Below are 22,645 nucleotides of genomic sequence, written 5' to 3' on the forward strand. Positions count from 1 at the left end.
TTCTCATCCCATGGCATTCGGCGATTACCAGTACGAGATCTACTTCCGGGGTCTGTCGGGGACCGTGCCGTCGCTGCCGATGGCGTTCGCCGAGCTGGAGGCCAGAGCCGAAATGGCGCTGCCGCCGTCGGTGTGGTCCTACGTCGTCGGGGGAGCCGGCGACGAGCGCACCCAGCGGGCCAACCGGGAGGCGTTCGACCGCTGGGGCCTGATGCCGCGGATGTTCGTGGGTGCCGCCGAGCGCGATCTGTCGGTCCAGGTCTTCGGCCTGACCCTGCCGTCGCCGGTGTTCATGGCGCCGATCGGGGTGATCGGGCTGTGCGCCCAGGACGGCCACGGTGACCTGGCCACCGCGCGGGCGGCCGCGGCCACCGGGGTGCCGATGGTGGTCTCGACGCTCACCGAGGACCCGCTGGAAGACGTGGCCGCCGAGTTCGGCGACACCCCGGGGTTCTTTCAGCTCTATACGCCGAAGGATCGCGACCTGGCCGCCAGCCTGGTGCAGCGCGCCGAAGCGGCGGGCTACAAAGGCATCATCGTCACCCTGGACACCTGGATCCCCGGCTGGCGTCCGCGCGACCTGAGTACCGCGAACTTCCCCCAGCTGCGCGGGCTGTGTCTGAGCAACTACACCAGCGACCCGGTGTTCCTGGCCGGCCTGGCGCGGCCGCCGCAGGAGGACCCACAGGGCGCGACCCTGCGCTGGGCTCAGCTTTTCGGAAATCCGCTGACCTGGGCTGATCTGCCCTGGCTGCGGTCGCTCACCGACCTGCCGCTGATCGTCAAGGGCATCTGCCATCCCGACGACGCCCGGCGCGCCAAGGACGGCGGCGTCGACGGCCTCTACTGCTCCACCCACGGCGGCCGGCAGGCCAACGGCGGCCTGCCCGCGCTGGACTGCCTGCCGGGTGTCGTCGAGGCGGCCGACGGGCTGCCGGTGCTGTTCGACTCAGGCATCCGCAACGGCGCCGACATCGTCAAGGCGCTGGCGATGGGGGCGACGGCCGTCGGTGTCGGCCGACCGTATGCGTACGGCCTCGCGCTCGGCGGGGTCGACGGCGTCGTGCACGTGCTGCGGATGCTGCTCGCCGAGGCTGACCTGATCATGGCCGTCGACGGCTATCCGACACTCAAAGATCTCACCCCGGACACGCTGCGGCGCGTCGACTGAGGCCCGGGTCGCCGGGCCTGTCACGGTAGGGGCGTGCAGGAGATCCTCGACGAGTTCGGCGAGTACCTGGACCTGCAGTGCGGCCGCTCGGCGCACACGCGCCGCGCCTACCTGAGTGACGTGCGCTCGCTGCTGGCCTTCCTGGACGCGCGCGGATCTTCGCTGGCCGCGCTGAGCCTGCCGGTGCTGCGGTCGTGGCTGTCCGCGGCGGCCGGCGCCGGCGCCGCCCGCACCACGCTGGCGCGGCGCACGTCGTCGATCAAGGCGTTCACCGCCTGGGCCACCCGGCGCGGGCTGCTGGCGGCCGACCCGGCCGCCCGGCTGCAGGTGCCCAAGGCGCACCGCACGCTGCCGTCGGTGCTGCGCCAGGACCAGGCCGTCGCGGCCATGACGGCGGCGAAATCCGGTGCCGAGCAGGGCGATCCGCTGGCGCTGCGGGACCGGCTGATCGTCGAGCTGTTGTATGCCACCGGGATCCGCGTGAGCGAACTGTGCGGCCTGGACGTCGACGACATCGACACCGGGCACCGGCTGGTGCGGGTGCTCGGCAAGGGCAACAAGCAGCGCACGGTGCCCTTCGGCGGGCCGGCCGCGGAGGCGCTGCGGGCATGGCTGGCCGACGGGCGTCCCGTGCTAGCCACCGCGGAGTCCGGGCCCGCGCTGCTGCTGGGCAGCCGGGGGAAGCGGCTCGACGTGCGCCAGGCGCGCACGGTCGTGCACCAGACAGTCGCCGCCGTCGACGGCGCGCCCGACATCGGGCCGCACGGGCTGCGGCACAGCGCCGCAACGCATCTGCTCGAGGGCGGCGCCGACCTGCGCGTCGTCCAGGAGTTGCTCGGCCATTCGAGCCTGGCCACCACGCAGCTGTACACCCACGTCGCGGTGTCGCGGCTGCGGGCGGTGCACGACCAGGCCCACCCGCGCGCCTAAGCCCGCGGCAACAGCGGCTTGAGCCGGATCGGCGTCGACCTCAAGAGGCCCAGCGGATCGACATAGTCCGCCCCGGCCGCCGGGCCCCACATCGCGCCCCAGTGCAGACACGCCGCGGCCCGGCACCCCGGATGCCCGGCGACCAGGTCGCCGATCACCGTGCCCGCCGTCACCCGCTGACCCACCCGCACTGCCGCCCGGATCGGCTCGTAGCTGGTGTGCAGGCCGCCCGGATGCGCCAGCGACACCACGGGCCGCCCGGCCAGCGGGCCCGCGAACACCACCACCGCCGCGCCCGCCGCGTACACGGCCTGACCCGGCCGGCCGGCCAGATCCACGCCGCGGTGGCCGCGATTCCAGTCCGGCGACGGCGCGTCGAAGCCCCGCGCGACGCCCGGAGGCGGTCGCAGCGGCCACTCGAGCCGTACCCCGTCCGCACCCGCCGGGGCAGCGACCAGAATCGACGACAGCACCACCGCCACCCATCGCACCCGGTCAGTGCAGCGCGTCGGTGACGACCGGGCCAGTCACCGCCCGCGGATGCTGTGCAGCAAAGGTGTGTAAACTACTCGACGCAGCTCGTGCAAGCGGGCTGACTTCGCGTGTCTGTACCGCGTCTCCCGTTCCACTAGGAGTTCGCATCGCATGCCAGGCGGTCCCACCCGGGTTTTCCGGCTGGGTTCGGCATCGCAGCAGACACCAGGGCCCGGCTTCACCCGAAGCCGGGCGACAACCGAATGGTGGTGACCCGCTGCGCCCGGCCCCAACTAACCGGGCCGCGCTTGCGGTCACCGCCGCCGACACATGTAAGGCACACGCATGGCCGTAGTAACCATGAAGCAGTTGCTCGACAGCGGCGCTCATTTCGGGCATCAGACCCGGCGCTGGAACCCCAAGATGAAGCGGTTCATCTTCACCGACCGCAACGGCATCTACATCATCGATCTGCAGCAGACCCTCACCTTCATCGACCAGGCGTACGAGTTCGTCAAGGAAACCGTCGCCCACGGTGGAACGGTGCTGTTCGTCGGCACCAAGAAGCAGGCGCAGGACTCGGTCGCCCGGGAGGCGACGCGCGTCGGCATGCCGTACGTGAACCAGCGCTGGCTGGGCGGGATGCTGACCAACTTCTCCACCGTGCACAAGCGGCTGCAGCGCCTCAAGGAACTCGAGGCGATGGAGCAGACCGGTGGCTTCGAGGGTCGCACCAAGAAGGAAATCCTGATGCTGACCCGCGAGAAGAACAAATTGGAGCGGTCCCTAGGCGGGATCAGGGACATGGCCAAGGTGCCCTCGGCGGTCTGGGTCGTCGACACCAACAAGGAGCACATCGCCGTCGGCGAGGCCCGCAAGCTGGGTATCCCGGTCATCGCGATCCTGGACACCAACTGCGACCCGGACGAGGTCGACTACCCGATCCCGGGCAACGACGACGCGATTCGCTCGGCCGAGCTGCTGACCACGGTGATCGCCAAGGCGGTCGCCGAAGGCCTGCAGGCCCGCGCGGGAGCGGGCCGCGGCGACGGCAAGCCTGAGGCTGACGCCGCCGAGCCGCTGGCCGAATGGGAGCAGGAGCTGCTGGCTTCGGCCACCACGGGCGCCCCGGCGGAGGCTGCCGCGGCCGCCGCCACACCCGAACCGACCACAGATGCAACCTAGGAAAGGCTGAGCATTGGCGAACTACACCGCTGCCGACGTCAAACGACTTCGGGAGCTGACCGGTGCCGGCATGCTCGACTGCAAGAACGCGTTGGTGGAGACCGACGGTGACTTCGACAAGGCCGTCGAGGCGCTGCGCATCAAGGGCGCCAAGGACGTCGGCAAGCGCGCTGAGCGCGCGACGGCGGAGGGTCTGGTCGCCGCGAAGGACGGCGTGCTCATCGAGCTGAACTGCGAGACGGACTTCGTCGCCAAGAACGCGGAGTTCCAGCAGCTGGCCAACGAAATCGTCTCCGCGGCAGCGCAATCGAAGGCCGCCGACGTCGACTCGCTCAAGTCGGCCAAAGCGGGGGACAAGACGGTCGAGGAGGCCATCGCGGCCCTGTCGGCCAAGATCGGCGAAAAGCTGGAACTGCGCCGCGTAGCGGCGTTCGACGGCACCGTCGAGACCTACCTGCACAAGCGGTCGGCCGACCTGCCGCCCGCGGTCGGGGTACTGGTCGAGTACGAAGGCGACGGCGCAGACGCCGCCCACGCCGTCGCCCTGCAGATCGCCGCGCTCAAGGCGCGCTATCTGTCCCGCGATGACGTGCCCGAGGACGTCGTGGCCAGCGAGCGCCGCATCGCCGAGGAGACCGCCAAGGCCGAGGGCAAGCCGGAGCAGGCGCTGCCCAAGATCGTCGAGGGCCGCGTCAACGGCTTCTTCAAGGACACCGTGCTGCTCGAGCAGCCGTCGGTGTCCGACAACAAGAAGACCGTGAAGGCGCTGCTCGACGAGGCCGGCGTGACCGTGACCCGGTTCGTCCGGTTCGAGGTGGGCCAGGCCTGAGCGGGTTCGCCGGCATGCCACGCGTGCACGCTTTCGGCGACGACGCGCTGGGCGACCTGGACGCCGTCGGCCTCGCCGACGCCATCCGGGCCGAGTGGGTCCGCCCGGCCGACGCGGTCGAGGCGGCTATCGCGCGCGCCGAAGCCGTCAACCCCGCCCTCAACGGCCTGGCGCACGCGGCGTTCGAGCGTGCCCGGGCCCAGGCGTCCAGCCCCAAAGCCGGCTCTTCTCACGGGTTTTTTCACGGCGTCCCGACGTTCATCAAGGACAACCTAGACGTCGCCGGCCTGCCCACCAGGTATGGCACCGACGCGTGGACACCCCACGACGCGGGCGCGGACAGCGTGTTTACCCAGCTGTTCCTGGCCACCGGACCGATCTGCCTGGGCAAGACGCAGCTGTCGGAGTTCGGGTTCAGCCCGGCCGCGGAACATCTGCGACTCGGGCCGGTCCGCAACCCATGGAACCCCGACCACAGCGCCGGCGCCTCGTCGTCGGGGTCGGGCGCGTTCGTCGCCGCCGGGGTGGTGCCGATCGCGCACGCCAACGACGGCGGCGGCTCGATCCGTATTCCGGCCTCCTGCAACGGGCTGGTGGGGCTCAAGCCTTCGCGGGGCCGACTGCCGCTGGATCCGCAGTATCGCCGGATGCCGGTGGGCATCGTCGCCAACGGCGTGGTCACCCGATCGGTGCGCGACACCGCGGCCTTCTACCGGGAAGCCGAGCGCCTGTGGCCCAACCCCAAGCTGCCGTCGGTCGGCGACGTCATGCGGCCCGGGAAGCAGCGGCTGCGGATCGCCGTGATGACCCGGCTGGTGGCCGAGCGCGACTGCACCCCCGAAACGCGCGAGCTGACGCTGAAGACAGCCGGGCTGCTCGAGGAACTCGGCCATCGCGTCGAATACGTCGACGACACCTGGGTGCCGCTCAGTTTCGTCGACGACTTCATCCTTTACTGGGGATTTCTGGCGCTGGCGCAGGTGGGGATGGGCCGCCGCGCCTTCGGCAAGAGCTTCGACCGCGACCGGCTGGACGCCTTCACCCTGGGCCTGCGCGGCCACACCGGCCGCAACGCTGCCCGGCTCCCGGCGGCCATCGCGCGGCTGCGCCGCGTGCGACGGCGCAGCGCTCAGTTCTTCGGCACCTATGACGCGCTGCTCACGCCGACGCTCGCCGACGCGCCGCCGCGCGTCGGCTACCTCGCGCCCACCGACTACCGGCAACTGCTGGACCGCATCCTCGAGTGGGTCAGCTTCACGCCGCTGCAGAATGTCACCGGCGAGCCGGCGATTTCGCTACCGTTGGCGCAATCCGCGGACGGGCTGCCGATCGGCATGATGCTGACGGCCGACATCGGCTGCGAGGCGCGGCTGCTCGAACTGGCCTACGAACTCGAGGAAGCCCGCCCCTGGGCGCGGATTCAGGCCTGACGCCGGGTCAGTCCGCTCCCAGCTTGCCCAGCATGCGCTTGAACTCGCGCTGCTGACCCGCGGTCAGCTTTGCCAGGATGCGGGCGTCGGCGAGCGAGACGACGGCTTCCGCGCGCTTGAGCAGCGTGCGGCCCGGGCCGGTGAGCGACGCGGGCAGCGAGCGCCCGGACGACACCGATTCCGGACGTGCCACTGCGCCAACGCTTTCCAGCTTGCGCAGCACCGTGTTCATCGCCTGCGGGGTGACATTGGCGTGCCGGGCCAACTCGGCGCTGGACCGACCGGGAGTCATCGAAAGGATGCGCAGGCAAACGAATTCGGGCAGCGTGAGGCCGAGCGGGCGCAGCGCCGACGAGACCTCCGGCCGCAGCGCGGCACCCACCCGGTAGAGCAGATAGCCCAGCGGTGCGTCCTCGGTCTGACTCATGTCAACCATATTGACATATATCAGGCGAATTGACGCGAATGTTTGTACAACTGAGACGTGTGAGGCGCGATTTGGCTATTGAGGTCAATGCCGACTCGCGAGGGCGTTGTGGCGCAACGTGTTTAATTACGGCGAATCTGCAGCGGTGCGAAATATGTTCGAGTTTCCTAATTGTGGACGTGTTATCGCAGATCAGGAGCCTCGATGTTTGAGGAATATAGCCGATGGTTATGCGACTTGGGGTGCGGCGATCACTTCATGCTTTTGGGGGGAATCGCCGTGTGCAAGGAATTCGAACGATTCGACTGAGAGGTATTACCGATGAAGTTCACTTCAACCGGGATGAGATCGCTGCTTGCAGCGGCTGGGATTGCTGCTGTGGCCACTTTCACCGCGGCGACTGCGTCGGCAAGTCCCATTGTTCAGGGGCTGGGCACCAGCGCGACGCTGGTCGACGGCCCGCTCGTGACGGCCTACACCGTCAGCAACCTGCAGCCGGCGACCGTGACGATCCCCGGCTACACGCCGAGCGGTCAGCTCTGGCAGGCCGACGTCAACGTGCGGGCGACCAGCGGGATCGTCACCCCCGTGGTGTCCAACTTCAACGCGCGCACCGGTGACAACGCGACCTACCGCGTGATCAGCACGTCGCCGACGCCGGATGCGTTGAGCCCCGCTCCGATCAACCAGGGCGGCCAGTCCGCCGGCAAGATCTACTTCGACGTGACGGGCGCGCCGCCGACCAACGTCGTCTACAACGACGGCGTCCAGGATGTCCTGGTGTGGACGAGCAGCGCGGCCCCCAACGCCGCACCCGGCCAGGCGCCCAACGCCGTACCGGGCCAGGCGCCCAACGCCGTACCGGGCCAGGCGCCGAACGGCGTTCCCGGACCGGGCGTGCCTCCGGGCATGTCCCCGAGCCCGGCCCCTAACGCGGCCCCCAACGTGCCGACGATGCAGTCCTAGTTCGTCTCTGGTTCGTCGCTAACGGGACTCCCCGCGCCACTTGACGGTGGCGCGGGGAGTCTGCGTTATCGGCCTGTCGGATGCGTCGCAATTGGGTACCCCACGGAAATGACCGACATCGATCAGGCGGAGGACCATCGCTCCGCGGAAGTACGTCAGCAAGCACAGGAACACGCCGAGGATGCGCGGGCGGCCATGCGCGAGCGCCGCAGCGGGCAGGACGGCGGAGTCAGCGGCTGGGTAGCCGGGCGGGCCGGCGAGTGGGATCTCAGCGGCCAGGACGAGACCACCCTGCAGCGACAGAAGTTCTTCTGGAACGTGCTGGTCGACTACTGGTTCCGGATGGAGATCGACGGCTGGGAGAACGTGGCCACGCCGCCGGCCCTGCTGGTGGGCATCCATTCCGGCGCGCCGTTCGTCTGGGACGCGTGGACCGTGGGCCTGCAGTGGTGGCGCCGGTTCGGCCAGGACCGCCCGTTACACGGCACCGCGCACGACGCGCTGATGGCGATCCCGCTGATCGGGCGCTACTTCCGATCCATGGGCGTGTTGCCGGCCGCCCCGGACGCGATCGCCACGGCGCTGGCGGAGGGGCACGACGTGGCGCTGTGGCCCGGGGGAGAGGTGGATTCGCTGCGGCCGTGGTCCGAGCGTGATCGCGCGAACCTGGCGGGGCGCAAGGGATTCGTGAAGATGGCGATCAAGGCGGGGGTGCCGATTGTGCCGATCGCGACCGTCGGCGGCGCCGACGCCATGCCGGTGCTGATCCGCGGCGACCGGCTGTCGCGAATCCTGCAGCTCGACCGCGTGGCCCGGCTGAAGGTGTTCCCGCTGGCCATCTCGCTGCCCTGGGGTATCGCCCCGGCGGCGCTGCCACAGCTGCCGCTGCCGGCCAAGATCAGGACCCGCTTCATGCCCCCCGTCGAGGTGGACCACGACCCGGCTCGCGCCGAGGACGACGACTACGTCGACCGCAAGTACCGCGAGGTGCAGGACAGCATCCAGCAGGGGATGGACGCGTTGGCGCGCAAGCGCGCGCTGCCGTTGTTCGCGTGAGGGAATCCGCCGCTACTGGGCGATGGAATCCGACGGCGCGGACCAGGCCCGGCTGACCAGCCGCTCGCCGACGACCCATTCCGGCTGCGGCGGTGTCACCGCCATGTAGCCCACGCCGCGGACGGTGTCGACCATGGATTCGTGCTCGGCCCCCAGTTTGGCCCGCAGCCGTCGCACGTGCACGTCGACGGTGCGCACCCGGCCGTTGCAGTCATAGCCCCACACCTCGTGCATGAGCCGCGTCCGGGTGAACGCCCGGCCGGCATGCTGCACAAGGAAATTCAGCAACTTGAACTCGGTGAGTGTCAGGCCCAGGTCCGTGCCGGCCAGCGTCGCGGTGTAGCTGGCGGGATGCAGGACGAGCTCGCCGAACTTCAGCGTGCCCTCCAAGGCGTTGCGGCGACGGGTGACCGCCAGTCGCAACCGCGCCTGCAACTCGACCGCGCCGGCCCCCGGCAGCAGCACGTCGTCGAAATGCCAATCCACGTCCACCGCCACGAGTTCCGCGGGCGCCACCACTCCCACTACCGCGACCGCCGGAGCGTGGGCCGTCAGCCGCCGACATACCCGGCGGGCCGCGGCCGGATCGTTGCGCGCGTCGACGATAGCCACATCGGCGCCGCGGTGTTCTCCGTCAAGCTGGTCACTGAGCGGCGCGCGTCGCGTGCTCTGCGCCAACGAGTTCAGCGTGGGCAGTGCCGACTCGAAATCGTCCGCGTCGGTGAGAAGTAGAACATCCAAAAGACATCTCCAGACCTCATGGCGGTGCGCTGCCCCCGTGCGTAGCCACCTCGTTGCGGAGATGTCTGCCAGCGCAGCGCTGTGATTACCCGGGTAGCGGCAGAAATATGCAACCGTCGCGTTGCGCACCGCGGTGGCCGCCCGAAATGGGCGCCATGAGCTGGAAAGTCGACGGATCCGGCCCGGTTTTCCGGGCCGGATCCATCCTGAAACAAGCTATTGGTGGGACTTTTCGCGCTCTTCAGCCGCTTTCGCGCTGGCGCGGGCGGCCTCCGCTTCGGCCTCCCGCTTGGCCGCGTCGCGTTGAGCCTCGGCCTTGTCCTGCTGGGCCTCACCCTCGCTGATGAGGTCACCACTACCGGTGACGGTGCCGACGAATTCCTTCGCCTTGCCCTTGACGTCCTCGACGATGCCCTTCACCGCTTCGGCTGGTCCCGAGTTCTCGTCCGCCATTGGATTTCCCTTCGTTGGCGTGTGGTTTCGGGCGGCTCGCGCCCAACACCGATCGACAAGCGATCGGGTCCGATAATTGCGGTGCCGACAAGCCCTGGATTCTCAAGACTGTGGATTTCCCCCGCGTTGGTCTTAGTTCCCAAGTCGCCGGGCGCCCAAACATCGATGTTTGCTGCGCCGGCCCGACGCCGGTTCCGGCGACAATCCGCCGGTCAGCGGTGCGGATCGCGCACCCGGCACGTGCCGCGGCGTGGCGATGAGGCAGGATGTCAGGTGCCGTCCGGGTGGGTGGCCGGGATGGCACTCTCATGCGAGGAGTCTGATGACCGAGGCCCAGCCGACGAGCCCCAACGGCGTGCGTTCCAAGTACGCGCGTGTGTTGCTCAAGCTTGGTGGCGAGATGTTCGGCGGCGGCCAGGTGGGGTTGGATCCCGACGTGGTGGCGCAGGTCGCCCGCCAGATCGCCGAGGTCGTCCGCGACGGCGTGCAGGTCGCGGTCGTGATCGGCGGCGGTAACTTCTTCCGCGGCGCGCAGCTTCAGCAACGTGGAATGGAACGCACCCGGTCGGACTACATGGGAATGCTCGGCACCGTCATGAACAGCCTCGCGCTGCAGGACTTCCTGGAGAAGGAAGGCATCGCCACCCGGGTCCAAACGGCCATCACCATGGGTCAGGTGGCCGAGCCGTACCTGCCGTTGCGGGCCGTCCGCCACCTGGAGAAGGGGCGCGTGGTGATTTTCGGTGCCGGCATGGGTCTGCCGTACTTCTCGACGGATACGACGGCGGCGCAGCGCGCCTTGGAGATCGGCGCGGACGTCGTGCTGATGGCCAAGGCGGTCGACGGCGTATTCGACGAGGACCCGCGGGAGAACCCGCACGCGGAGTTACTGACCGCGATCAGCCACCGCGAGGTCATCGACCGCGGCCTGCGGGTGGCCGACGCCACCGCATTCAGTCTTTGTATGGACAATGGCATGCCGATTCTGGTGTTCAACCTGCTGACCAATGGGAATATCGCCCGTGCGGTCGCCGGTGAGAAGATCGGAACGCTGGTCACCACCTGAGGAGGAGTGGCGCACATGATTGACGAGGCTCTCTTCGATGCCGAGGAGAAGATGGAGAAGGCCGTTTCGGTGGCCCGCGACGACCTGTCCACGATCCGGACCGGTCGCGCCAATCCAGGCATGTTTTCGCGGATCGTCATCGACTACTACGGCACCAACACCCCAATCACCCAGCTGGCCAGCATCAACGTCCCCGAGGCGCGGCTGGTTGTGATCAAGCCCTACGAGGCCAGCCAGCTGCACGCCATCGAGACCGCGATCCGCAACTCCGACCTGGGGGTGAACCCCACCAACGACGGCACCCTGATCCGGGTGGCGGTGCCTCAGTTGACCGAGGAACGGCGCCGGGAGCTGGTCAAACAGGCCAAACACAAGGGCGAGGAGGCGCGGGTCTCGGTGCGCAACATCCGCCGCAAGGCGATGGAGGAACTGCATCGCATCAAAAAGGACGGCGACGCGGGCGAGGACGACGTCACCCGCGCGGAGAAGGACCTGGACAAGACCACCCACAACTACGTCAACCAGATCGACGAGTTGGTCAAGCACAAAGAAGGCGAGCTGCTGGAGGTCTAGCGGCCGCCCAGCAGTCCACTCCGCCCGTGGCAACCACCGATGCCGGTCACGGCAGCCCCCCCGACGAGCCAGCGGCTACCGCGCCCGAGCCGGCCAAGAAGACGTCCCGCGCGGGTCGCAACCTGCCCGCCGCGATCGCCGTCGGCGTGGGCGCCGGTGGGCTCGTCATCGCGACGCTGCTGCTGTTTCCGCGCGGCTGGGTGGGGCTATGCTCCGGCGCCGTCCTGGTCGCCACTCACGAGGTGGTCCGGCGGTTCCGGGAAGGCGGCCTGGTCATCCCGGTCATCCCGTTGCTCGTCGGCGGCCAGGCCACCGTCTGGCTGACCTGGTGGTTCCACGGGGCCGGCGCGCTGGCGGGCTTCGGCGGGATGGTGGTGGTCTGCCTGTTCTGGCGGCTGTTCATGCCCGAGGCCAACAAGCCCGGGCCCGACGGCTCGCCGCCGCAGCCGAGCTACCTGCGTGACGCGTCGGCGACCGTCTTCCTGGCCGCCTGGGTGCCGCTGTTCGGCTCGTTCGCCGCGATGCTCATCTATCCGAAGTTCAATCCCGCGCCGGTGTTCTGCATGATGATCGCGGTGGTGTGCTCCGACGTCGGCGGCTACGCCGTCGGGGTGCTGGCCGGCAAGCACCCGATGGTTCCGGCGATCAGCCCGAAGAAGTCCTGGGAGGGCTTCGCCGGTTCGCTGGTCTGCGGCATCACTGCGACGATCCTGACCGTGACGTTCCTCGCTCACCGGCCCTGGTGGGTGGGTGCGCTGCTGGGCCTGTTGCTGGTGCTCACCTGCACGCTCGGCGACCTGGTGGAGTCGCAGGTCAAACGCGATCTTGGGATCAAGGACATGGGCCGGCTGCTACCTGGCCACGGCGGTCTGATGGATCGCCTGGACGGGGTGCTGCCGTCCGCGGTGGCGGCCTGGACGGTGTTCACGCTGCTTCCTTGACCGATACTGGACAGATCATGGTTCCAGAATTGGTGTTCGACGCGCCGCGCCGGGGTAAGCCGCCGCGGCATCTCGCCGACCTCGACGAGCAGGGCCGCGCGTCCGCCGTCGCGGAGCTGGGCCTGCCGGCGTTTCGGGCCAAGCAGCTCGCGCACCACTACTACGGCCGGCTCACCGCCGACCCGCATCAGATGACCGACCTGCCCGCCGGGGTCCGCGACCGCGTCGCCGAGACGATGTTCCCGACGCTGCTCACCGCGGTCACCGAGATCACCTGCGACGCGGGGCAGACCCGCAAGACGCTGTGGCGGGCGCTGGACGGCACCACCTTCGAATCGGTGTTGATGCGCTACCCGCAGCGCAACACGGTGTGCATCTCCTCGCAGGCGGGCTGCGGGATGGCCTGCCCGTTCTGCGCGACCGGGCAGGGCGGGCTGACCCGCAACCTGTCCACCGCGGAGATCCTCGAGCAGGTGCGGGCCGCCGCCGCGGCGGTGCGCGACGAGTTCTCCGACCGGCTGTCGAATGTTGTGTTCATGGGCATGGGGGAGCCTCTGGCGAACTACGCCCGGGTGCTGGCCGCGGTCCGGCGCATCACCGAGCCGACGGGCTTCGGGATCTCGGCGCGGGCGGTGACGGTGTCGACGGTGGGCCTGGCCCCCGCGATCCGCAAGCTGGCCGACGAGCGGCTGGGGGTGACGCTGGCGTTGTCGCTGCACGCGCCCGACGACGAGCTGCGCGACACGTTGGTTCCGGTGAACAACCGGTGGAAGGTCAGCGAGGCACTGGACGCCGCCCGCTACTACGCCGACGTGACCGGCCGACGGGTCTCCGTGGAATACGCGCTGATCCGCGACGTCAACGACCAACCCTGGCGGGCCGACCTGCTGGGCAAGCTGCTGCATCGCGTGCTGGGCCCGCTGGTGCACGTGAACCTGATCCCGCTCAACCCGACCCCGGGCAGTGACTGGGACGCGAGCCCCAAGGCGGCGGAGCGGGAATTCGTCCGTCGGGTCCGGGCCAAGGGGGTGTCCTGCACGGTGCGCGACACCCGCGGCCGCGAAATCAGCGCCGCCTGCGGACAGCTGGCCTTCGAGAACGGGTGAACCAGACGGCCAGCGGGTACGTCAGCTAGGACATACGACCGAGCACAAACGAGGTATGTCATGACTTTCCGCTTGATCTCGCCGCTCAAACTGCTGGCTGCGGGGGTGTTCGCGCTGGGCCTGATCTTCGGCGGGCTGGCCAGCGGTCCGCGCGCGGCCGCGGCCGACGACCGTCTGCAGTTCACCGGCACCACCCTGAGCGGCGCGCCGTTCAACGGCGCCGTCCTGCAGGGCAAGCCGGCGGTGCTGTGGTTTTGGACCCCGTGGTGCCCCTTCTGCAACTCCGAGGCGCCCAGCGTCAGCCAGGTGGCCGCCGCCAACCCGGGCGTCACGTTCGTCGGTATCGCGGCGCACTCGGACGTCGCTGCGATGCAGGCCTTCGTCGCCAAGTACAACCTGAACTTCACCAACCTCAACGACGCCGACGCCGCGATCTGGGCCCGCTACGGAGTGCCGTGGCAGCCGGCGTACGTGTTCTACCGGGCCGACGGCAGCTCGACCTTCGTCAACAACCCCACCTCCGCGATGTCACAGCAGGAGCTGTCCGGACGCGTTGCCGCGCTGAAGTGAACCAGGGCCTCGTCGGCCTGGCGTTCGCCGCCGGCCTGGTCGCCGCGCTGAACCCGTGTGGGTTTGCCATGCTGCCCGCGTACCTGCTGCTGGTGGTGCGCGGGCAGCGCGCCGGCGAACGGCCGGATCACCCGGCCGCGGCGCTGGGCCGGGCGCTGGCGGCCACCGTGGGGATGGCGCTGGGCTTTCTGACGGTGTTCGGGTTGTTCGGGGCGCTGACCATCTCCGCGGCGACGACGGTGCAGCGGTACCTGCCCTACGGCACGCTGGCGATCGGTGCGCTGCTGGTGATCCTCGGCATCTGGCTGCTGGCGGGCCGAGAACTGGCGGCGCTGCGACCGGTCGGCCCGCGCTGGGCGCCGACCGTCAGGCTGGGTTCCATGTACGGGTACGGCGTCAGCTACGCCATTGCATCGCTGTCGTGCACCGTCGGGCCGTTCGTGGCGGTCACCGCGGCCGGCCTGCGGGGAGGGTCGGTGCTGGGCGGCGTGCTGATCTACCTCGCCTACATCGGCGGCCTGACCCTGGTTGTCGGCGTCCTCGCCGTGGCCGCCGCGACCGCGAGTTCGGCGCTGGCGGACCGCCTGCGCGCCCTCCTGCCGTTCGTCAACCGGATCAGCGGGTTGCTGCCGGTGCTGGTCGGACTTTATGTCGGCTATTACGGCCTCTACGAGCTGCGCCTGTTCGACCCGAAAGCCCACGCCGATCCGCAGGATGCGGTGATCACCGCCGCGGGACGCCTGCAGGGCACCCTGGCCGCCTGGGTTCACCAGCACGGCGCGTGGCCGTGGGCGGTGGCGCTGCTCGTGTTCGTGGCGGGCATCGGCGCCGGCGCCTGGTACCGACGGGCGCACCATCGCGACACTTGAAATGACATCAAAATGATGTCACCATGACACCATGGAACTGCAACCCTATGTCGACGCGGTCCGCCACGAGCTGAGTGTGGCCGCGACCGCCGGAGGTGACGCCGCGCGGGAGCTGGCCGACAGGCTGAGTGCCCCATTGGACTCGGCGGTCCGGCTGGCGCTGCTGGAAGCGTTGTCGGCCGCCGCCGAGGAGATCACCGGCGAGCTGGCACCGCGCTCCGTGGAGGTCCGGCTGCGTGGCCGTGACCCCCAGTTCATCGTGACCGGCCCGCCGGACGACGAGCCGAGCGGCGAAGCCGACGCTGCCGACGGTGCCAACCCGCTGTTCGGCGCCAAGTACGAGGACGACGGCGGCACCTGGCGCGTCACGCTGCGGCTGCCCGAGGGGTTGCGGACCGTGGTCGAGGGCGCCGCGCGCAGCGAGGGCGCCTCGATCAACGCCTGGCTGGTCCGTGCCGCCGCGCTGGCCAGCCAAGCGGCCGGCCAGGCGGCCGGCCCACCCGGGTCCGGCCACTACAGCCGCGGCGGCGGGCGACGCGTCACCGGCTGGGTTCGCTAGGCCGCCCCCAGAACATCCAGAACATCGAGGAGAGCAACGATGCCGACATTTGAGACCCCCGGCCCCATCGACGTGCGGATAGAGACCGGCGGTGGTTCGGTGCGCCTCGTCGCGACCGACCGCGCCGACACCGTCGTCGCCGTGCGGCCGTGCGACGAATCGCGCGGTTCCGACGCGTGGGCGGCCGAGCACACCCGCGTCGACTTCCGCGACGGCAGGCTCTCGATCACCGGCCCCAAACGCGGCATGCCACTGCTGCGCGGCGGGGACACCGACATCGAGATCGCCCTGCCGACCGGGTCGCGGCTGCACGCGTCGGTGGCGTCGGCCAGCATGCGCGCCGAGGGCGAATTCGCCGACGTGCGCTTCACCGGTGCCAGCGGCGAGGTCGAGATCGGCACCGTCGCGGGAAAGCTGAAGGCCAGCAGCGGATCTGGCTCGGTCGGCGTGCGCGCCGTGGCCGGCAACGCCTCGGTGGCCACCGCGTCGGGCAACGTGACGATCGGGGACCTCGATGGCAGCCTGCGGCTCAAGACCGCCAGCGGCTCACTGTCCGTCGAGCGGCTGCAAGGCAGTGTGAAGGCGCGGACGGCGTCGGGGTCGGTGGACGTCGGCGCGGCGGCATTGGGCGCGGTGTCCGCGCACACCAGCAGCGGTGACGTCGTGATCGGCGTCGCGCACGGCACCGCCGCCCGGCTGGACATCGTCACCGGCTCCGGCGACGTCAGCAGCACGCTACGGTCGGCGGACGGCCCCGAGCAGGGCGACGAAACCCTGGCCGTACAGGTGCGCAGCGGCTCCGGCGACGTCCGGATCCATCGGGCAGCCGAGGCGGCCGAACCGGTTCACGAAACGGCGGCTACCTGATCCAGCCGCGGCGCCGGCCCCAGATGTCGCGGACCAGCACGATCACTACCAGCGTGGCGAACACCACCACGAAGATGTCCTCGACATGGCCGACGTGGTTGCCGTGCAACATCGCCAGCAGCAGGCCGGCGATGACCGCCCCGGTGATGTACCAGGTGCGGTAGTTGATCCGGCTCCATCCCCACGCTGCGGACGGCACCTCGGCGACATCGACGCCGTTGTAGAGATCCACCTCGGTACTGGCCACGGCGATTCCTCCTCCGGTCGGATCCTGGGAGATGTTCGCCAACATTCTGGCATACCGGCCGCCCGCAGCTACGGGGACTTGCGAAGTGCCTACATAGGCGGCATCAGCACGGTGTCGATCATGTAGACCTGCGCGTTCAAGGTCTGCACTCCACCGCACACCAGCGCCGCGTTGTTCACCTTCAGGCCATTGCCCGCACCGGTCACCGTCACCGGCGCACCCTGCAGCGTGTTGTGCGTGCCGCCGACCTGCGCGGGACTCAGCTGGCCCTGCACCACGTGGTAGGTGAGGATCTTATTCAGCAGCGGCGCATCGGTTTTCAGCGACTCCAGGGTCGCCGGGTCGAGCTTGCTGAACGCCTGGTCGGTGGGGGCGAAGACGGTGTATTGCCCGTTGTTGAGGGTGTCCACCAGGTTCACCTGCGGGTTCAGCTTGCCGGACAGCGCCGAGGTCAGCGTGGTCAGCATCGGGTTGTTGGACGCCGCCACCGCCACCGGGTCGCCCGCCATGCCGGCCACCGATCCCGGGCCGGAAGGCACCTGCTGTGCGTACGCGGCGCAGCCGGAGCCCACCAGGTTGGAGGCGGGGGCGGCCGCGGCCGTCGGCGCCGCGACCACCGCCAGGCCTACCGCCGCGGCCGCCGCGAAGCCGGTTGCTGCACAAGTCTTCTTCGGTGTCCTCATTGCGTGCTCCTGAAGTAGGAAGTGTTTGCTTACTCCAATGATTCGGAGCCGCAGCAAATCTGGATTGGTCTAGCCGTAGGTGAACGAATACACCTGCAGCCCGGCGCTGGGACGCACCTCGAGCGTGTCGAGCTCCAGCCGGTCGCCCGCCGCGATCTGGCGCGCCATGGGTGGGCCGTCGATCGGCATCGTCGTCGACTTTCCCCCGCGCGTCACCGCGAGGGTTCCGGTGCCGCCGACGACGAGGTACACGCTCTTGGCGCGGTAGTTGAGCCTGATGGCGGAGTCGTCGCCGGCCGTGGCGGACTGGCGATCCAGCGTCCACGGGCCGCTGAGCGCGAACGTGTCGACGGGTTGCGCGGGTGGGTAGGAGAACCGCGCCGAGCCGCTGTCGTACACCCCGCCGCCGGCGAAGCCCGCCGCCCGGCCCACGCCGAGATACGTCTCCGGCGTCAGGCCGCCGGTGGGCGTGCGGTCGGGCGTTCCCGCCGCCGGCGGCAGCTGCGCGCCCGGGTTGGCGTCGTGCAGCAGCCGGCGGATCAGCCGCTCGGTGCCGTCGTAGCCGCCCTCGCCGAACTTGAGGTGCCGCACCGTGCCCGTGGCGTCGATCAGGTACTCGGCCGGCCAGTACCGGTTGCGGTAGTTCGTCCAGGTCGCGTAGCCGTTGTCCAGCGCCACCGGATAGTGGATGCCCAGCGCGTCGGCCCCGGCCGCCACGTTGTCGGGGACTCGCTCGAACGCGTACTCCGGGGTGTGCACGCCGATCACCTCGAAGCCGGCGTCCCGGTAGGCCTGATACCAGCCGACGACGTGTGGGACGGCGCGCTGGCAGTTGATGCAGGAGTACGCCCAGAAGTCGACGAGCACCACCTTGCCGCGCAGCGAGCGCAGGTCGAGCGGCTTGCCGCCGGGGGTGTTCAGCCACGCGGAGATGCCTTTGAGATCCGGTGCGGGGCCGCAGTTTTGCAGCACATCGGCCCCATCGGTGCAGTTGGACAGCTGGGCGTTCTGCTCGTTGACGATGCCACCGAGGTTGATGTTGTTTCCGCCGGCCTTGCGCTGCAGCGCGCCGGTGTAGTCGGGAATGGCCCGCTGCAGCGCCGCGGGCAGGTCGAACACCAGCGCCACCGCCAGCAGGATCGTCACCACCCCGGCCGCGATGCGGATCTCGCGCTGACGCCGCCGGAACGCGCCCACGCGCTCGGCCACCCGCCGGCCGGCCAGCGCGAAGGCCAGCAACGGCAGGGCGGCTCCGACGGCGAACGCGGCCGTCAGCACGACGGTGTCGACGCCGATCCTCGCGGTGGCCCCGGCCACCACGATCGCCGCGAGCACCGGCCCCGCGCACGGGACGTAGAGGACGCCCAACGCCAGGCCCAGGCCGAATCCGTTTCCGCCGGTGCCGATCTGCCGCTGCGGTATGCGGGAGAACGGCCGCTGCAGCAGCCGTTCGAAGCGGGGAACGATCAGCCCGACGCCGATCGCCACCAGCGCGACCAGCGCCAGCCAGCGCATTGCGTCCTGCCGCAGATGCAGCAGCGACAGCAAGGCCGATCCCAGCAGGGTCACCACGCTGAAACTCAGCACCAGCCCGGCGATCACCAGGTAGGGGCGCCCGGCGTCCGTCGGCGCGGCCGGATCGGCGGTTCGCCTGCCGCTGCGTGCGCCCGAGAAGAACAGCACCGGTAGCACCGGCAGGATGCAGGGGGAGATGCCGGTGATCAGGCCGCCGAGCAGGCCGATGAGCGCGAGCGCCAACATGACCGGTATTCGCGGCCGAGGCCGGCGCGGATTGGCATTACTGGGGACTTGGGGCCCGGCACGGCACAATGGGTGGGTGACGAAGGGTGCGCTGATGAACGAACCCGGCCACCCCGGCCGCCTGCGGGTGCTGGTGCTGGGCAGCACCGGCTCGATCGGCACTCAGGCGCTGGAGGTCATCGCCGCCAACCCGGACCGTTTCGAGGTGGTCGGGCTGGCCGCCGGGGGAGGGCACCTGGACACATTGCTGGCCCAGCGCGCCGAGATCGGGGTGACCAACATCGCGATCGCCGACGAGCAGGCCGCCCGCCAAGCCGGCGACGTCCGATTCCACGGACCCAACGCGGCGACCCGACTGGTCGAAGAGACCGAGGCCGACGTCGTGCTCAACGCCCTGGTCGGCGCGCTCGGCCTGCGGCCGACGCTGGCCGCGCTGCGGTCCGGCGCCCGGCTGGCCCTGGCCAATAAGGAGTCGCTGATCGCCGGCGGTCCGCTGGTGCTGGAGGCGGCGCAGCCCGGTCAGATCGTGCCCGTCGACTCCGAGCACTCCGCGCTGGCCCAGTGTCTGCGCGGCGGCACCCCCGGCGAAGTCGCCAGGCTGGTGCTGACCGCCTCCGGCGGACCGTTCCGCGGCTGGTCGGCCGCCGACCTGGAAGGCGTCACGCCCGAGCAGGCCGGTGCCCACCCGACGTGGTCGATGGGCCCGATGAACACGCTGAACTCGGCGTCGCTGGTCAACAAGGGCCTGGAGCTCATCGAGACCCACCTGCTCTTCGGCATCCCCTATGACCGCATCGAGGTCGTCGTGCATCCGCAGTCGATCGTTCATTCGATGGTCACGTTCGTCGACGGCTCGACGATCGCACAGGCCAGCCCGCCGGACATGAAACTGCCCATCTCGCTGGCGCTGGGCTGGCCGCGACGGGTGCCCGGCGCGGCCCCCGCCTGCGATTTCAGCACCGCGTCGAGCTGGGAGTTCGAGCCGCTGGACGCCGCGGTCTTCCCCGCGGTGGAACTGGCCCGACACGCCGGTGAGGTGGGCGGCTGCATGACTGCCGTCTACAACGCGGTCAACGAGGAGGCGGCGGCGGCGTTCCTCGAGGGCCGCATCAGTTTCCCCGCCATCGTCGCCACCATCGCCGACGTGTTGCAGATCGCCGACCGATGGGCCGCCGAACCCGCTACCGTGGATGACGTACTCGACGCGCAGCGCTGGGCTCGAGAGCAAGCTCAGCGGGCGATCGCGGCAGCCACCTCGGCCTCGGATTCGCCAACAGCCGCCAATATGGTTTTAGAAAGGTCCTGACAGCGGAGATGATGTTCGTTATCGGCATTGTGCTGTTCGCCCTCGCCATCCTGATCTCGGTGGCGCTGCACGAGTGCGGCCACATGTGGGCGGCGCGGGCCACCGGCATGAAGGTGCGGCGCTACTTCGTCGGCTTCGGCCCCACGCTGTGGTCCACCCGGCGCGGCGAAACCGAGTACGGCGTCAAGGCGATTCCGCTGGGCGGATTCTGCGACATCGCCGGCATGACCTCGGTCGAGGAACTCGAGCCCGACGAGCGCGACCGCGCGATGTACAAGCAGGCGCCCTGGAAGCGGGTCGCGGTGCTGTTCGCCGGCCCCGGCATGAACTTCGTCATCTGCCTGGTGCTCGTCTACGTCATCGCGCTGATCTGGGGACTGCCCAATCTGCATCCGGACACCCGCGCGGTGATCGGCGAAACCGCCTGTGTGGCGCCGCAAACCAGCCCCAAGGAAATGGGCAAGTGTGACGGCGCCGGTCCGGCGGCGGACGCCGGCATCCGCGCCGGCGACGTCGTCGTCAAAGTCGGCGACACCCCGGTGTCCACGTTCGACGAAATGGCCGCCGCGGTACGCAAGATGCACGGCGTCGTCCCGGTCGTCGTCCAGCGCGGCGGCAACACGATCACCTACCAGGTCAAGGTCACGCCCACCGAGCGTTACCTCGGCAAGAAGCAGGACGACCGCCTCGTCCCCGAGACCGTGGGCGCCATCGGCGTCGGCGCCACCCGCGCCGGGTTCACGCACTACAACCCGCTGTCCGCCGCTCCGGCCACCCTGGCGTTCGGCGCTGATCTGACCGCTCAGGTGGGCAAGGCGCTGGTCGCGATCCCGTCGAAGGTCGGTGCGTTGCTGCACGCCATCGGCGGCGGCGAGCGAGACCCGCAGACCCCGATGAGCGTCGTCGGCGCCAGCATCATCGGCGGCGACACCGTCGACCACGGGCTGTGGGTGGCTTTCTGGTTCTTCCTGGCCCAGCTGAACCTGATTCTCGGCGCGATCAACCTGGCGCCGCTGCTGCCCTTCGACGGCGGCCACATCGCCATCGCGGTGTTCGAGAAGATCCGCAACACCATCCGCCGCGCGCGCGGCATGGTCGCCGCGGCGCCGGTGAACTACCTCAAACTCATGCCGGCGACGTACGTGGTGCTGGTCTTCGTCGTCGGCTACATGCTGTTGACCGTGACCGCCGATCTGGTCAACCCGATCAGGCTGTTCCAGTGACCCGCGCCGTCGACGATGCACAGCGCAGCGATGGGGAGGAGTGGCGCCGATGACGAATGTCGGTCTGGGCATGCCCGCGGCGCCGCCGCCCACGCTGGCGCCGCGCCGCAAGACCCGCCAGCTGATGGTTCGCGACGTCGGCGTCGGCAGCGACCACCCGATCGCGGTGCAGTCCATGTGCACCACCAAGACCCACGACGTGAACTCGACGTTGCAGCAGATCGCGGAACTGACCGCCGCCGGTTGTGACATCGTGCGGGTGGCCTGCCCGCGTCAGGAGGACGCCGACGCGCTTGCCGAGATCGCCCGGCACAGCGGGATCCCCGTCATCGCCGACATCCACTTCCAGCCGAAGTACATCTTCGCCGCCATCGACGCCGGGTGTGCCGCGGTGCGGGTGAACCCCGGCAACATCAAGGAATTCGACGGCCGGGTCGCCGAGGTCGCCAAGGCCGCCGGTGCCGCCGGCATCCCGATCCGCATCGGCGTCAACGCCGGCTCGCTGGACAAGCGGTTCATGGAGAAGTACGGCAAGGCCACACCCGAGGCGCTGGTCGAGTCGGCGCTGTGGGAGGCCTCGCTGTTCGAGGAGCACGGCTTCGGCGACATCAAGATCAGCGTCAAGCACAACGATCCGGTGGTGATGGTCGCCGCCTACGAGCAGCTGGCCGCCCAGTGCGACTACCCGCTGCACCTCGGCGTCACCGAGGCGGGTCCGGCGTTTCAGGGCACCATCAAGTCCGCCGTCGCGTTCGGCGCGCTGTTGAGCCGCGGAATCGGCGACACCATCCGGGTGTCCCTGTCGGCGCCGCCGGTCGAGGAAGTCAAGGTGGGCAACCAGATCCTCGAGTCGCTGAACCTGCGCCCCCGCGGCCTGGAGATCGTGTCCTGCCCGTCCTGCGGTCGCGCCCAGGTCGACGTCTACACGCTGGCCAACGAGGTCAGCGCCGGGCTGGACGGCCTCGAGGTACCGCTGCGGGTGGCGGTGATGGGCTGTGTGGTCAACGGACCGGGGGAGGCCCGCGAGGCTGACCTGGGCGTGGCGTCCGGAAACGGCAAGGGCCAGATCTTCGTAAAGGGCGAAGTCATCAAGACCGTGCCGGAGGCCCAGATCGTCGAGACGCTGATCGAGGAGGCCATGCGGCTGGCCGCCGATGGACCTGACACGACAGCAAGCGGTTCGCCGATTGTCACCGTAAGCTGAGCGTTAGC

General features: G+C 69.6%; 24 protein-coding genes and 1 pseudogene. 18 read left to right on the top strand and 7 right to left on the bottom strand.

All coding sequences use genetic code 11. From position 1 onward, the window contains the following. The first annotated feature begins 10 nt into the window (after positions 1 to 10). Positions 11 to 1,171, top strand: a complete 1,161-nt coding sequence (locus AC5Y5V_RS27150; protein ID WP_499941355.1) for an alpha-hydroxy-acid oxidizing protein — start codon at positions 11 to 13, stop codon at positions 1,169 to 1,171. 33 nt (positions 1,172 to 1,204) lie between these two features. Further along, entirely contained in the window at positions 1,205 to 2,101 is an 897-nt protein-coding gene (locus AC5Y5V_RS27155; RefSeq protein WP_499941357.1) for a tyrosine recombinase XerC, read from the top strand. Between the two features lie 11 nt (positions 2,102 to 2,112). Here the strand turns inward: AC5Y5V_RS27155 and AC5Y5V_RS27160 are convergent. Further along, a pseudogene (locus tag AC5Y5V_RS27160) lies at positions 2,113 to 2,628 on the bottom strand (M23 family metallopeptidase); the annotation flags it as partial. Between the two features lie 292 nt (positions 2,629 to 2,920). Here AC5Y5V_RS27160 and rpsB point away from each other — a divergent pair. Genes rpsB through AC5Y5V_RS27175 form a run of 3 tightly spaced genes read left to right on the top strand, consistent with a single transcriptional unit; the run spans position 2,921 to position 6,019 of the window. Further along, on the top strand, positions 2,921 to 3,760 hold the full coding sequence (gene rpsB / locus AC5Y5V_RS27165; RefSeq protein ID WP_499941359.1) for a 30S ribosomal protein S2: 840 nt from the start codon (positions 2,921 to 2,923) through the stop codon (positions 3,758 to 3,760). Between the two features lie 13 nt (positions 3,761 to 3,773). Further along, positions 3,774 to 4,589, top strand: coding sequence for a translation elongation factor Ts (tsf, locus tag AC5Y5V_RS27170; protein ID WP_499941361.1), 816 nt, complete (start codon positions 3,774 to 3,776; stop codon positions 4,587 to 4,589). A gap of 14 nt (positions 4,590 to 4,603) precedes the next feature. Further along, positions 4,604 to 6,019: an amidase gene (locus tag AC5Y5V_RS27175; protein WP_499941363.1), complete on the top strand. Its 1,416-nt coding sequence runs from the start codon at positions 4,604 to 4,606 to the stop codon at positions 6,017 to 6,019. A gap of 7 nt (positions 6,020 to 6,026) precedes the next feature. Here the strand turns inward: AC5Y5V_RS27175 and AC5Y5V_RS27180 are convergent, their stop codons facing one another. Next, positions 6,027 to 6,446: a MarR family winged helix-turn-helix transcriptional regulator gene (locus AC5Y5V_RS27180; RefSeq protein WP_499941365.1), complete on the bottom strand. Its 420-nt coding sequence runs from the start codon at positions 6,444 to 6,446 to the stop codon at positions 6,027 to 6,029. 378 nt (positions 6,447 to 6,824) lie between these two features. Here AC5Y5V_RS27180 and AC5Y5V_RS27185 point away from each other — a divergent pair, with 378 nt between their 5' ends. Together AC5Y5V_RS27185 and AC5Y5V_RS27190 are read left to right on the top strand one after the other, a co-directional pair. Next, complete coding sequence (locus AC5Y5V_RS27185; protein WP_499941367.1) at positions 6,825 to 7,412, top strand: MPT63 family protein; 588 nt, start codon at positions 6,825 to 6,827, stop codon at positions 7,410 to 7,412. Positions 7,413 to 7,520: 108 nt separating this feature from the next. Beyond that, positions 7,521 to 8,468: a lysophospholipid acyltransferase family protein gene (locus AC5Y5V_RS27190; RefSeq protein ID WP_499941369.1), complete on the top strand. Its 948-nt coding sequence runs from the start codon at positions 7,521 to 7,523 to the stop codon at positions 8,466 to 8,468. A gap of 12 nt (positions 8,469 to 8,480) precedes the next feature. Here AC5Y5V_RS27190 and AC5Y5V_RS27195 read toward each other — a convergent pair whose 3' ends face one another. Both AC5Y5V_RS27195 and mbp1 read right to left on the bottom strand, forming a co-directional pair. After that, the gene (locus tag AC5Y5V_RS27195; protein WP_499941371.1) at positions 8,481 to 9,209 is read right to left on the bottom strand and encodes a winged helix-turn-helix domain-containing protein; all 729 of its coding nucleotides are present in this window, start codon (positions 9,207 to 9,209) and stop codon (positions 8,481 to 8,483) included. Positions 9,210 to 9,425: 216 nt separating this feature from the next. Further along, complete coding sequence (mbp1, locus tag AC5Y5V_RS27200) at positions 9,426 to 9,662, bottom strand: microaggregate-binding protein 1 (RefSeq protein WP_499941374.1); 237 nt, start codon at positions 9,660 to 9,662, stop codon at positions 9,426 to 9,428. 322 nt (positions 9,663 to 9,984) lie between these two features. On the opposite strand from mbp1, the gene pyrH reads away from it, so the two are divergent. From pyrH to AC5Y5V_RS27240, 8 genes are read left to right on the top strand one after another with little or no spacing between them, the layout of a single operon-like run. Then, positions 9,985 to 10,728 (top strand): UMP kinase, encoded by a 744-nt coding sequence (gene pyrH, locus AC5Y5V_RS27205; RefSeq protein ID WP_499941376.1) that lies wholly within the window; start codon positions 9,985 to 9,987, stop codon positions 10,726 to 10,728. 15 nt (positions 10,729 to 10,743) lie between these two features. Further along, on the top strand, positions 10,744 to 11,301 hold the full coding sequence (gene frr / locus AC5Y5V_RS27210; protein ID WP_499941378.1) for a ribosome recycling factor: 558 nt from the start codon (positions 10,744 to 10,746) through the stop codon (positions 11,299 to 11,301). A gap of 26 nt (positions 11,302 to 11,327) precedes the next feature. Further along, positions 11,328 to 12,242, top strand: a complete 915-nt coding sequence (locus tag AC5Y5V_RS27215; protein ID WP_499941380.1) for a phosphatidate cytidylyltransferase — start codon at positions 11,328 to 11,330, stop codon at positions 12,240 to 12,242. Positions 12,243 to 12,259: 17 nt separating this feature from the next. Continuing rightward, complete coding sequence (rlmN, locus tag AC5Y5V_RS27220; RefSeq protein ID WP_499941409.1) at positions 12,260 to 13,348, top strand: dual-specificity RNA methyltransferase RlmN; 1,089 nt, start codon at positions 12,260 to 12,262, stop codon at positions 13,346 to 13,348. 60 nt (positions 13,349 to 13,408) lie between these two features. Continuing rightward, positions 13,409 to 13,918 (top strand): disulfide bond-forming protein DsbE, encoded by a 510-nt coding sequence (gene dsbE, locus AC5Y5V_RS27225; protein ID WP_499941382.1) that lies wholly within the window; start codon positions 13,409 to 13,411, stop codon positions 13,916 to 13,918. Then, positions 13,915 to 14,787 carry a cytochrome c biogenesis CcdA family protein gene (locus AC5Y5V_RS27230; RefSeq protein WP_499941384.1) on the top strand — a complete coding sequence of 291 codons (873 nt, stop codon included), beginning with the start codon at positions 13,915 to 13,917 and terminating at the stop codon, positions 14,785 to 14,787. The genes dsbE and AC5Y5V_RS27230 overlap by 4 nt, the downstream gene beginning before the upstream one ends. Before the next feature lie 31 nt (positions 14,788 to 14,818). Then, positions 14,819 to 15,346, top strand: coding sequence for a histidine kinase (locus AC5Y5V_RS27235; protein ID WP_499941386.1), 528 nt, complete (start codon positions 14,819 to 14,821; stop codon positions 15,344 to 15,346). A gap of 39 nt (positions 15,347 to 15,385) precedes the next feature. Next, positions 15,386 to 16,213, top strand: a complete 828-nt coding sequence (locus tag AC5Y5V_RS27240; RefSeq protein ID WP_499941388.1) for a DUF4097 family beta strand repeat-containing protein — start codon at positions 15,386 to 15,388, stop codon at positions 16,211 to 16,213. Here AC5Y5V_RS27240 and AC5Y5V_RS27245 read toward each other — a convergent pair. The 3 genes from AC5Y5V_RS27245 to AC5Y5V_RS27255 all read right to left on the bottom strand — a co-directional run bounded on the left by AC5Y5V_RS27245 (position 16,206) and on the right by AC5Y5V_RS27255 (position 18,904). Next, entirely contained in the window at positions 16,206 to 16,460 is a 255-nt protein-coding gene (locus AC5Y5V_RS27245) for a DUF2631 domain-containing protein (RefSeq protein WP_499941390.1), read from the bottom strand. The two genes, AC5Y5V_RS27240 and AC5Y5V_RS27245, sit on opposite strands and share 8 nt — an antisense overlap. An 89-nt stretch (positions 16,461 to 16,549) precedes the next feature. Continuing rightward, entirely contained in the window at positions 16,550 to 17,143 is a 594-nt protein-coding gene (locus tag AC5Y5V_RS27250) for a fasciclin domain-containing protein (protein ID WP_499941392.1), read from the bottom strand. A gap of 69 nt (positions 17,144 to 17,212) precedes the next feature. Next, the gene (locus AC5Y5V_RS27255) at positions 17,213 to 18,904 is read right to left on the bottom strand and encodes a cytochrome c biogenesis protein DipZ (RefSeq protein WP_499941394.1); all 1,692 of its coding nucleotides are present in this window, start codon (positions 18,902 to 18,904) and stop codon (positions 17,213 to 17,215) included. Positions 18,905 to 18,998: 94 nt separating this feature from the next. On the opposite strand from AC5Y5V_RS27255, the gene dxr reads away from it, so the two are divergent. Genes dxr through ispG form a run of 3 tightly spaced genes read left to right on the top strand, consistent with a single transcriptional unit; the run spans position 18,999 to position 22,637 of the window. Beyond that, positions 18,999 to 20,210 (top strand): 1-deoxy-D-xylulose-5-phosphate reductoisomerase, encoded by a 1,212-nt coding sequence (gene dxr, locus AC5Y5V_RS27260; RefSeq protein ID WP_499941411.1) that lies wholly within the window; start codon positions 18,999 to 19,001, stop codon positions 20,208 to 20,210. 8 nt (positions 20,211 to 20,218) lie between these two features. After that, positions 20,219 to 21,433 (top strand): M50 family metallopeptidase, encoded by a 1,215-nt coding sequence (locus tag AC5Y5V_RS27265; protein ID WP_499941396.1) that lies wholly within the window; start codon positions 20,219 to 20,221, stop codon positions 21,431 to 21,433. A gap of 49 nt (positions 21,434 to 21,482) precedes the next feature. Further along, positions 21,483 to 22,637 carry a flavodoxin-dependent (E)-4-hydroxy-3-methylbut-2-enyl-diphosphate synthase gene (gene ispG, locus AC5Y5V_RS27270; RefSeq protein ID WP_499941398.1) on the top strand — a complete coding sequence of 385 codons (1,155 nt, stop codon included), beginning with the start codon at positions 21,483 to 21,485 and terminating at the stop codon, positions 22,635 to 22,637. The last annotated feature ends 8 nt before the right edge of the window (positions 22,638 to 22,645 follow it).

The organism is Mycobacterium sp. NGS68 (genome assembly GCF_059812195.1).

Bases quoted from the DNA above. Each gene is read 5' to 3' on its own strand.
- ispG (WP_499941398.1), top strand. From the start codon at position 21,483: ATGACGAATGTCGGTCTGGGCATGCCCGCGGCGCCGCCGCCCACGCTG.
- frr (WP_499941378.1), top strand. From the start codon at position 10,744: ATGATTGACGAGGCTCTCTTCGATGCCGAGGAGAAGATGGAGAAGGCC.
- dsbE (WP_499941382.1), top strand. From the start codon at position 13,409: ATGACTTTCCGCTTGATCTCGCCGCTCAAACTGCTGGCTGCGGGGGTG.
- rlmN (WP_499941409.1), top strand. From the start codon at position 12,260: ATGGTTCCAGAATTGGTGTTCGACGCGCCGCGCCGGGGTAAGCCGCCG.
- AC5Y5V_RS27235 (WP_499941386.1), top strand. From the start codon at position 14,819: ATGGAACTGCAACCCTATGTCGACGCGGTCCGCCACGAGCTGAGTGTG.
- AC5Y5V_RS27175 (WP_499941363.1), top strand. From the start codon at position 4,604: ATGCCACGCGTGCACGCTTTCGGCGACGACGCGCTGGGCGACCTGGAC.
- rpsB (WP_499941359.1), top strand. From the start codon at position 2,921: ATGGCCGTAGTAACCATGAAGCAGTTGCTCGACAGCGGCGCTCATTTC.
- AC5Y5V_RS27255 (WP_499941394.1), bottom strand. From the start codon at position 18,904: ATGTTGGCGCTCGCGCTCATCGGCCTGCTCGGCGGCCTGATCACCGGC.
- dxr (WP_499941411.1), top strand. From the start codon at position 18,999: ATGAACGAACCCGGCCACCCCGGCCGCCTGCGGGTGCTGGTGCTGGGC.
- AC5Y5V_RS27250 (WP_499941392.1), bottom strand. From the start codon at position 17,143: ATGAGGACACCGAAGAAGACTTGTGCAGCAACCGGCTTCGCGGCGGCC.
- AC5Y5V_RS27180 (WP_499941365.1), bottom strand. From the start codon at position 6,446: ATGAGTCAGACCGAGGACGCACCGCTGGGCTATCTGCTCTACCGGGTG.
- AC5Y5V_RS27190 (WP_499941369.1), top strand. From the start codon at position 7,521: ATGACCGACATCGATCAGGCGGAGGACCATCGCTCCGCGGAAGTACGT.
- AC5Y5V_RS27265 (WP_499941396.1), top strand. From the start codon at position 20,219: ATGATGTTCGTTATCGGCATTGTGCTGTTCGCCCTCGCCATCCTGATC.
- mbp1 (WP_499941374.1), bottom strand. From the start codon at position 9,662: ATGGCGGACGAGAACTCGGGACCAGCCGAAGCGGTGAAGGGCATCGTC.
- AC5Y5V_RS27240 (WP_499941388.1), top strand. From the start codon at position 15,386: ATGCCGACATTTGAGACCCCCGGCCCCATCGACGTGCGGATAGAGACC.
- AC5Y5V_RS27150 (WP_499941355.1), top strand. From the start codon at position 11: ATGGCATTCGGCGATTACCAGTACGAGATCTACTTCCGGGGTCTGTCG.
- pyrH (WP_499941376.1), top strand. From the start codon at position 9,985: ATGACCGAGGCCCAGCCGACGAGCCCCAACGGCGTGCGTTCCAAGTAC.